Below are 9,148 nucleotides of genomic sequence, written 5' to 3'. Positions count from 1 at the left end.
TAGGTGTCCCGAGCCGCAAGGCTCCTAAAGACCCCTCGTAGACTACGAGGTTGATAGGCCGGGTGTGGAAGCGGAGCAATCCGCGGAGCTAACCGGTACTAATCGGTCGTGCGGCTTGACCATACCTCTAAGGCAACATTGAAGCTCGCGCGCGGAGTTCGGGTGACGAATCCGCGCAGCTCGGAGCTGCGATAGGACGCGACCATGAAGACAACCCCAACGCCACGGGGCCTTCGTGGACACCCAAATTTTCCGGTGGTGATATCGAGGAGGCCACACCCGATCCCATCCCGAACTCGGAAGTTAAGCTCCTTGGAGCCGATGGTACTGCTGGGGCGACTCAGTGGGAGAGTAGGACGCCGCCGGGTCTTTTTCTAAAGCCTGCAAGCTTTCGCTTGCAGGCTTTTTCTTTTCCATCATTTCAATCTTCATTCGCCATGAACAACGGCTCTGGTCCCCTGTTCGCTCTCAGCGACGCGCTGCTCGAAGACGTCGCCGCGCGTCGTCCTACCTCGGCCACGTTCTGGGGCGTTCGTGGACATGACCACGACTGGGACGATTTCGGGCCCGAGGGCGCGGAGTCCACGGCGGAGCTCCTGTCGAGTTATCGCAGGAAGCTCGACGGGCTGCCCGCGCCCGAGCGGATCGAGGACCGGATCGCCGCGCGGGTCATGCGCGACTTCCTGGACGTCGAGCTCGACCGCATCGTTCAGGGCGATCACCTGGTCGACCTGAACAACATCGCCTCTCCTTTTCAGCACATCCGCATGGTGCTCGATGTCATGGACACGAGCTCGCGCGCCGGCTGGGAGAACATGATCACGCGTCTGTCGACGCTCGAGCGCGCGACGTCGTCGTATCGCGGAGCCCTCGAGGAGGGTCTTCGCCGGGGCAAGACCGCGGCCGTGCGCCAGGTCGACGCCGCTCTCGCGCAGGGACGCGTGCACGCGGGCGAGGGCTCCTTTTTCCGTACGCTTGCACCGGCGTTCGCGAAGAGCAGCGCATTCGATCCTGCCCTCGCCGGACCGCTCGAGCGCGGGATCGAGCATGCGCGCCGTGCTTATGGCGAGCTGACCGAGTGGATCGAAAAGATCTACCGTCCGGCCGCCCGCGCCGAGGACGGCGTCGGCGAGGAGGTGTACGCGCGCAGAGCGCGCAACTTCCTCGGAATCTCGATCGATCTCCGCGAGACGTTTGCCTGGGGCTTCGCCCAGATCCGAGAGATCGACGCGCGCATGCGCGAGGTCGCCGCGCAGATCCAGCCCGGCGCCTCGGTTGACGAGGTCATCCGCTTGCTCGAGACGGATCCGGCTCGGTGTGCTCGGAGCCCTGAAGACCTCGTTCGTATCGTCGCCGAGTGGCAGACGCGCGCCGTCGAGGCGCTTGCCGGCGTGCACTTCGACATCCCGACCCCCGCGCGCCGGGTCGACGTGAAGCTCGCGCCGCCCGGCAGCACGATCGGCGCCTATTACATGCCGCCTTCCGATGATTTCTCCAGGCCCGGCACCATCTGGTACTCCCCGGGCGAGCGCGAGCAGATCCCGCTCTACATGGAGCTCAGCAGGGCTTATCACGAGGGATTCCCCGGGCATCACCTCCAGCTCAGCATGCAGGTCTCGTTTCAACACCGGCTCTCGCGACTGCATCGCGTGGTCATGAGCGATTACCAGACCGGGTATGCCGAAGGCTGGGCGCTCTACGCCGAGCGGCTCATGGACGAGCTCGGCTTTCTGAGCAAGCCGGAGTACGTCCTTGGTCTGCTCGTCTGCCAGATGATGCGCGCTTGCCGCGTCGTGCTCGACATCGGCGCGCATCTCGGCCTGCACGCGCCTTCGGACGCGCCGTTCCGGCCCGGCGCGCCGATCGATTACGCCTATGGCGTCGAGATGCTCACGCGCGTCGGACGGACCCCGCCGGACCACGCCGCATCCGAGATGACGCGTTACCTCGGCTGGCCTGGACAGGCGATCGCCTACAAGGTCGGAGAGCGCGAGATCCTCGGCCTGCGCGACGATCTCCGCGCGCGCCGCGGCAGCTCGTTCGACCTCAAAGCGTTCCATGTCGACCTTCTCGGAGTGGGCTCCGTCGGCCTCGGTGCGCTGCGCGAGCTCCTTCTCTCCTGAGCCTCGTTTCGGCGTGCGTGACGGCGCCGCGGGGCTTTCGTTAAGCTAGCCCTCATGAGCCGGTCCCTCCTCGGCCGCCTTTCCCTCGCCGCGAGCATCGTCGTCCTCGCCGCTTGCTCCCGGGACGAGGCCCCTGCGCCGCACGCCTCTCCTTCCGCCACCGCCGCGAGCACGGCGTCCGCTGCTCCCTCGGCAGCGCCCGCGGCCTCCGCGCCCACGGCGGGCGGCCGCGACGGCAACGATCCCCTCTTTCATCCGGAAAAGGCGATCGAGAAGGCGCCTGACGTCTTCAAGGTGAAGTTCTCCACGACGAAGGGCGACTTCGTCGTGCAGGTGACGCGTGCCTGGGCGCCGAACGGAGCCGACCGTTTCTACAACCTCGTAAAACTCGGCTTTTACGACGGCGTCCGCTTCCACCGCGCGATCGACGACTTCATGGTCCAGTTCGGCATCCACCCCGAGCCTGCGGTGAACGGCGCCTGGTACCGCGCGTATTTCCCCGACGATCCCGTGGTGAAGAGCAACCGCCGCGGCTTCGTCACGTTCGCGCACGCGGGCAAGGACACGCGCACGACGCAGATCTTCATCAGCTACGTCGACAAGCAAGCGCGGCTCGATACGCAGGGCTTTGCGCCGTTTGGCCAGGTCGTCGAGGGGATGAAGGTCGTCGACTCGTTCTACAAGGGCTACGGCGAGCTCGCGCCGAAGGGCAAGGGGCCGAACGCGAGCAAGATCCAGCGTGAAGGTTATGGCTACCTCGACGCGAACTTCCCCAAGCTCGACGTGATCAAAGAAGCGAAGATCGTCCCCTGACACGGCGGCCTTCTCTCGACCGTAAAGTCGGCGCCGGGAGAGCGACGTGCTCATGTACGATGGCCTTTGGGCCCTCGCGATGAGCTTCGTCAACGAGACCCGATATCCCGCGTTGCCCGTGCCTCTCCTCGATCGCGAGGGGCGCGACGTGGTCGTCACGATCGTGAAGGCCACCTTCGTCGTCACCGATCGCGGCGAGCTCCGACCTGCCGACGATCCGAGCCCGGTGCGCACGAGCGACGTTGCGCGTGATCCCGACGATCCGCGATCGAGCCTGCTTTTCCCGAGTGACATCAGCCTCGAAAAGCCGGGCACGGACGTCGTCGTCGTGGGCGACGCGGTCGCGCCGCGGCCCGTGAAGGTGATGGATGTCGTGGTGCAGGTGAACAAGCACCTCGCGCCGCTGCGCGTGCACGGGCCGCGCGTGTACTACGACGGCGTGCTCGGCGTCGCCATCGGCCCTGCGGCGCCGTTCGAGCGCGTGCCCATCGTCTACGAGAACGCGTATGGCGGCGCCTCCGAGGATCTCGCGGTCGTCGAGCTCGCGAACCCAGCGGGCGTCGGCGTCGCGCGTCGCGCCTCCGATCTCGTCGGCAAGCGCGCGCCGCAGATCGAGCATCCCGAGCGGCCTCATGCGTCCACTTCGGATCGGCATCCGCCCATGGGATACGGCGCGATCCCGCCGCACTGGTCGCCGCGCCGCGAGCTCGTCGGCACGTGCGGATCGTTCTGGCAGAAGACACGCATGCCGATGCTGCCCGCGGATCACGACCCGCGCTTCGCCTGCGTCGCGCATCCATCGCTCCGATTCGACGAGAGGCTCGCGCCCGGGGATCCGATCCGCGTCCTCGGCATGTCGCTCGCGCCGCTCGCGCTCGAGCTTCCCCGGCTCGCTACGCGCGTGCATGCGCGCTTCGACGGCGGCGAGCGCGAGGAGCGACCCGTCCCGATCGACACGGTGATCGTCTTGCCGGCCGAGCGCCGCCTGGAGGTCGCGGGCCGTGTCGCCTTCGCGGCCGGCCGAGCGAGGCGCGTGCTTCGCGCGATCGAGGTGCGGGCCGATGCGTGACGAGGCCCCGAACCACGCGCAGGACGTCGTGCGAGCGCTCCCCCCGCTCGACACCGACATGCGCGCCTTCTTCGCCTTCTTCGGCGCGTTTTCCGAGGCGCCCGATCCTCTCGCGTTCCTCGCCGATCGAGGCCTCGCCGAAGGCGACATCTTCCATTTGCTCGGCTTGTGGCAGACGCGCATGGCGGCGGATCGCGCGCTGCAAAAGGACGCGCTCGCAGTGCTCGCCCGGCCGATCGGCGACATCCCCGATGTGCAGATCGGCCCGGCTCTCCCCGTCCAGGCGCCCCCCGATGCGTCGGCGCCGAAGAAGGCACCCCTCGCGGCGACTTCGCTCGGCTTCGTCGTCGATCGCCCGGCCTTGCCTTTCGCCACGCCCCCGGCGGACGCGCCGCCGCCGGCATTCCCTCCGCGCTCGCTTCGTCCGGCGCCGAAGGGCCTCGGCGAGACGAGCATGGCGTTCCACATCGACAAACCAGTTTTGCCGTTTGCGAAAAAGCCGACGGTTGCCGCGCCGGAAGCTGTCCCGCCGAGACCGCTGAAAGGCCCCGCGCCTCCCTCGCTCGGCGAGACCAGGCCGGCCGTGCACCTCTACAAGCCGGCATTACCCTTCGCGGCCAAGGCGCTCGCGCAGACGGCGCTGACGTTCAAGGTGAACCCTCGGGTGTTGCCGTTCGGGCCCGAGCTGCCTGCGCCCCCGCGCCCGCTCGGCGACACGGCGCCGGCGTTCCCCTCGGCCAAACCCGTATTGCCTTTCCCGGCGGACAAACCGCCCGTCGCCACTCCGGCGCCACGGCCGGCGCCGAGCGCGCTCGCCGAGACCTCGCTCGCGCTCCCGATCAACCTCTCCGCCGTGCTCCCGTTCGTCAAGCCAACCCCGAGCGCGCCCGCGACGCGCCTCTCGATCGAGGCCTACGCTCACATGTGCGCCGAGATCTGGCTCGATCCGCCGGGCGCGCTCCGGATCATCGCGCGGTATGGGTTCTCGCCGGAGGCGAAGCGGACCGAGGACGCCGCGTGGCAGGCGCGTTTCGCAGCAGCGCCGGCGGAGCGCGTGACGTGGGAGCGCCTCTCGATCGAGGCGGGGGCGCGCATTCGCGCGGGCCGGTAGGAAGCGCGTTCAGGGAGGCGGCGAGCGGGGCGGAACATCGGGGTAATGGTTGTCGAGCTTTGGGTATCCTCCGGCGGCCCAGCAATTCCATTTCCCGGGGCGCGACGTATCCGGGTAATAGGCGATGCCCGGCTGTGGGACCATCCGGCTCGAATCCTGAACCCCGATGGGCGGGGCGATGTGCTTCCCGGGCCCCCAGACGAGCTCACTCGGCGCGAAGACGTTCACCTTGTATTGCGAGGCGAGCTGCGCCGCGACGGCGTCGGGCCTGCGTCCGGTGTTGCAGGAGAAGAGCGCGAGGGGCACGTTCCTGTCCCAGTTGCCCGCGATGACCAGGCGTTGCCCGAGATCGAGCGGTGAAACCTGGCTCCACGTACCATCCGCGTGTTGCACGTGGACCGCGTCCACGGTCCCGTGCACGTAAACCTGATACGAGCCGTTGTCGCGCCGCCCGCCCGTCATGCATTCCGCGATGAATTTGTCGACCGCGGGGTTTCCGAGCAGAACACACGCGAGCCCGAGCGGATCCACGTGCATCACCGGGCTCCCATTCCACGCGAAGAGGTTCGCCCCGCCCTCGAGCCCCAGCGGATCGGGGCTCAAAAAGCGCATCACGTCCGGATCGAACCAGCGATACCGTACGTAGGAGAGGCCCACGTCCTCGTCGTGGTGATGCCCGAGCCTACGCAAAAGCGGAGCCACCGGCCGCCCCGAGGGCCCTGTCTTGGCTTCACTTCGCGCGAACGCCCCCCACGCCGAATAGGATGCCGAGAAAACGAGCCCGCCCGCGCCGTCGACGAGTTCCGTTACCGCCCCGACGTGGTCGGCGAGTACCCCGTACACGACGTCGCCTTCGCCCTGGAGTAGCGGCACCATCGTGTCCGGATGATACACGAGCGTACGTTCGCCCCGCTCGGAGTCGATTTCGGCGAGCAGGAGGTCCCCGTCCCAGAGATATTCCACGGTGCGGCGCGAGGGCAGGGGAGGGAGCTCCTCGCGCGAAACCGGGCGCATGGGCTCGACGACCTCTTTTTTCACGCGCCGGCCGAAAAGATCGTACGTCATCAGGATCCGCGTCCCGTCGCCACGCGCGACCTCACGCAGGTTGCCCCGACAATCCCAGAAGTATTCGGTCGTCTCGCCCGTGTCGAGCCGCTTCTTGCGGATGCGCCGGTTCGCCTCGTCATACGTGTATGCGGCGTTCGAGGTCCTCCGCAGCACGTTGCCCCGACCCACGTCCCAGCCGGCGCCCGCGGGCTCGACCGAGCCGGCGGCGTCGTATTCGAATCGCTCTTCCCCCGCCTCGACGAGCTGCCCGACCTCGTCGTGCCGATAGCGCACCTCGCCCCAGCGCGCATCCCGCTTGCCCACGAGCGTCGACGCGGCATCCCACGTATACACGCGCGACACGAGCGCGCGGCCGTCCTTGCCTGCCCATTCTTGCGTGATGCGCCCGCGCGTGTCGAAGGCGAACCTCGCCTCGACGCCGGACCGCGCGAATCGAAAGCCGATCATGGCTCCCGCCCCGTCCCGCGCGAACTCCACGCGCTCGCCGCCGTGCTCGATCGCCGCCACGTGCCCCGCCTCGTCGTACACGTAACGCGTGACCTTGCCGCTCGGCAGATGCACGGCCGTTCGGCGATTGCAGGCGTCGTATTCGTACCGGATCGTCCCGGCGCTCTGCGTCGCCGACACGATCCGCAAGGCCTCGTCCCCGCACAACTCGACCGAAACTCTTCCGGCCGGATCCTCGAGCTCGTACGTCACCTTGCGCGCGCCCTCGTCCCGCACGACCCTGCCAGCGCCGTGCGGCGTGTCCTCCTCGACGAGCTCGTCGAGCTCGTCGTATCGGTATACGCGCCACGTGCCGTCCGGCATCGACAGGCGCGAGACGAGGCCATTTCGACCATACGCAGCGCGGAGGATCCGCCCGTCGAACGTACGCATCTCCGTGACCCGGCCCAGACGATCGTAACGGAAATCGTAAAACTCGGCCTTCGGGTTCTGGATTCGCTGGGGCCGTTCGAGCAAGTCGTGGCTCACGGCCCAGGTGTTTCTGTCCTCGTTCCGGATCTCGATCACCGAGCCCATGCCCGCGTATCGGAACGTCGCCACGCGGCCGAGCTCGTCGATACGGCGCGTCCTGCGCCCGAGCGCGTCGTACTCGAAGTGCACGCGCGTCCCGTCCGGGTTCTCGTGCACGAGCACGCGCCCGAGCGCGTCGAGTTCGCGCCGCGTCGTATTGCCATAGGAGTCCACGCAAGCGATGGGTCGTCCGAGCCCGTCGTATTGCCACCTTCGCACGAGCCCACCCGCGAGGTGCTCCTCGATGCATTGGTGCCGATCATCCCAGACGAACCGCGCTCGGATCCCCGCCGCATCCGCGATCCTCACGAGCCGTCCGTGCTCGTCATAATCGAGCGCGAGCCACACGCCGCCTGGGTATTTCACCGCGGTGAGCTGCCCGCGCGTATCGTACCCATACTCCGTCACGCGCTCGCCCGCCACGCGCCGCACCACGCGATCGTCCACGTGCACGAGCTCCGTCACGCGACCGAGCGCATCCGTGATTTTCACCAGATTGCCCCGCGGATCGTATTCGAAGCGGCTCGTGTTCCCGGCGGCATCCTTCTCCGCGACGACGAGCCCGTCGTCGTCGATCTCCCACGTCCGCGCGGCCGAACCGTCGTTCGTCGTGATCCCGAGCAGCGCACCGTCCTTCGGCCGCCACGTGAACACCCGCGGCGAGAGCGTGCCCGAAAGCCTCGTCGTCCCCTGCTGCTCGTCGTACGTGATGTCGCCCGCGTGAATGCCCCCGTCGCCGAAGGCCCGGACGCATCGGCTGGTCTCCGGATCGTAAACGTAATGGAACGACAGACCCGTCGGCAGCGTCTTTTTCACGAGCCGCCGGCGTTCGTCGTAGCCGTACGTGACGTCGTTCCCGAGTGGATCCGTCACGCGGACGAGCTCGCCGCCCGCATCGTAGCCGAACGAGATGGTCTGGAGCGGAGCACGCTCGTCGGCGGACGCGAAGACGGCGATACGCATGATGTGGCCGCTTGCGTCGTGCGTGAGCCGGACGAGCCTGCCGGCCGTGTCCACGAGCCGCACGAGCCTCTCGCCATCGTAGTCGAGCCGGATTCGCTGGCCTGCGGGATTCGTGATCTCCACGAGCCGTGCCCGCGCGCCTCCCTGCGGTCGGAACAGCCGACGAATGCCCGTCGCGAGGGAGACCACCGAGGCTCCGCCGCCGCGCGTATCGAGCCGGATCTCGATCCGCTTGCGCCGATGCACGATCGTTTTTCCAGCCGATACGTTTTGCAGGACCAGCGTGGAACCGTCCTCGTCCCGGAACCGTAGCTCCTCGCCCTCGACCTCGATCCACTGGTCGTACGCGTGCGTCCACCCGCCGTGGCCGAGCGGCCCGTGCTCGGATGCGCGTGTGCTGTCGTAAGCCCTCGTCCATGTGATCGCAATGGGCCCCGGGAGCGAGACGTCGACATCCGAATCCACGACGGCGCCGGACACGACGGAGACCGGGTCGAGGATGACCTGCGCGCCAGCGGCGAACGCGGCCACGTTTCGGGCCCAGTGCACGTTGTCCATCGTGATGAGCCGTCCTATGGCCTGCGCGATGAACGACCCCTGATAGGGCACGTTCATGCGCGCCATGTCGCCCGTGCAGGAGACCGGTTTTCCGCCCGCGAGCACCGTGTGCTGCTCGGCGAAAAAGAGCTCGCTGTACGCTGACGTCATGTGCGTGACGACGTCGCCGCCGGTGGGCTGGCCCGGCAGATTGCCCGGCGCGTGAATCGACATCACGCTGCCCTGCGTGAGGACGGGCCGATACGCGACGAGCAAGTGATTCGAGACCTTCTGCGCCGTCGACGAATGCGACATGTACGCGAAGGGCGCCGTGACGGGGCCCGCCGGCGGGGTCGGCGGGACGAGGCTCATGGCCGGCGTTGGCCCGGGGCAAAAATGCCCGCTGCCCGTCGTCGCGATCTTTTTTCCACCGATCGACGCCATGGC

Annotated in this window: 5 protein-coding genes and 2 rRNA genes; 6 read left to right on the top strand and 1 reads right to left on the bottom strand. The window is 67.8% G+C overall.

Translation table 11 applies throughout. The annotated features are described in order from the left end of the window. The 6 genes from QHF84_RS30090 to QHF84_RS30065 form a co-directional block, all read left to right on the top strand. Nucleotides 1–123: ribosomal RNA gene (locus QHF84_RS30090) — 23S ribosomal RNA — on the top strand; the annotation flags it as partial. A 128-nt stretch (nucleotides 124–251) separates the two neighbouring features. Then, nucleotides 252–368: ribosomal RNA gene (gene rrf / locus QHF84_RS30085) — 5S ribosomal RNA — on the top strand. Between the two features lie 69 nt (nucleotides 369–437). Then, nucleotides 438–2,123, top strand: coding sequence for a DUF885 domain-containing protein (locus QHF84_RS30080; protein ID WP_281316902.1), 1,686 nt, complete (start codon nucleotides 438–440; stop codon nucleotides 2,121–2,123). 54 nt (nucleotides 2,124–2,177) lie between these two features. Further along, complete coding sequence (locus QHF84_RS30075) at nucleotides 2,178–2,936, top strand: peptidylprolyl isomerase (RefSeq protein ID WP_281316901.1); 759 nt, start codon at nucleotides 2,178–2,180, stop codon at nucleotides 2,934–2,936. A 52-nt stretch (nucleotides 2,937–2,988) separates the two neighbouring features. Next, complete coding sequence (locus QHF84_RS30070) at nucleotides 2,989–4,005, top strand: DUF2169 domain-containing protein (RefSeq protein ID WP_281316900.1); 1,017 nt, start codon at nucleotides 2,989–2,991, stop codon at nucleotides 4,003–4,005. After that, nucleotides 3,998–5,116: a hypothetical protein gene (locus QHF84_RS30065; RefSeq protein ID WP_281316899.1), complete on the top strand. Its 1,119-nt coding sequence runs from the start codon at nucleotides 3,998–4,000 to the stop codon at nucleotides 5,114–5,116. Before QHF84_RS30070 ends, QHF84_RS30065 begins: the two co-directional genes overlap by 8 nt. 9 nt (nucleotides 5,117–5,125) lie before the next feature. On the opposite strand, the gene QHF84_RS30060 is transcribed toward QHF84_RS30065, so the two are convergent. Beyond that, complete coding sequence (locus QHF84_RS30060) at nucleotides 5,126–9,145, bottom strand: DUF6531 domain-containing protein (protein WP_281316898.1); 4,020 nt, start codon at nucleotides 9,143–9,145, stop codon at nucleotides 5,126–5,128. Between the last annotated feature and the right edge of the window lie 3 nt (nucleotides 9,146–9,148).

The sequence above is a fragment of the Polyangium sp. y55x31 genome (genome assembly GCF_029946505.1).
Taxonomy (GTDB): Bacteria; Myxococcota_A; Polyangia; order Polyangiales; family Polyangiaceae; genus Polyangium.
This window is presented reverse-complemented; position numbering and strand designations above follow the sequence as displayed.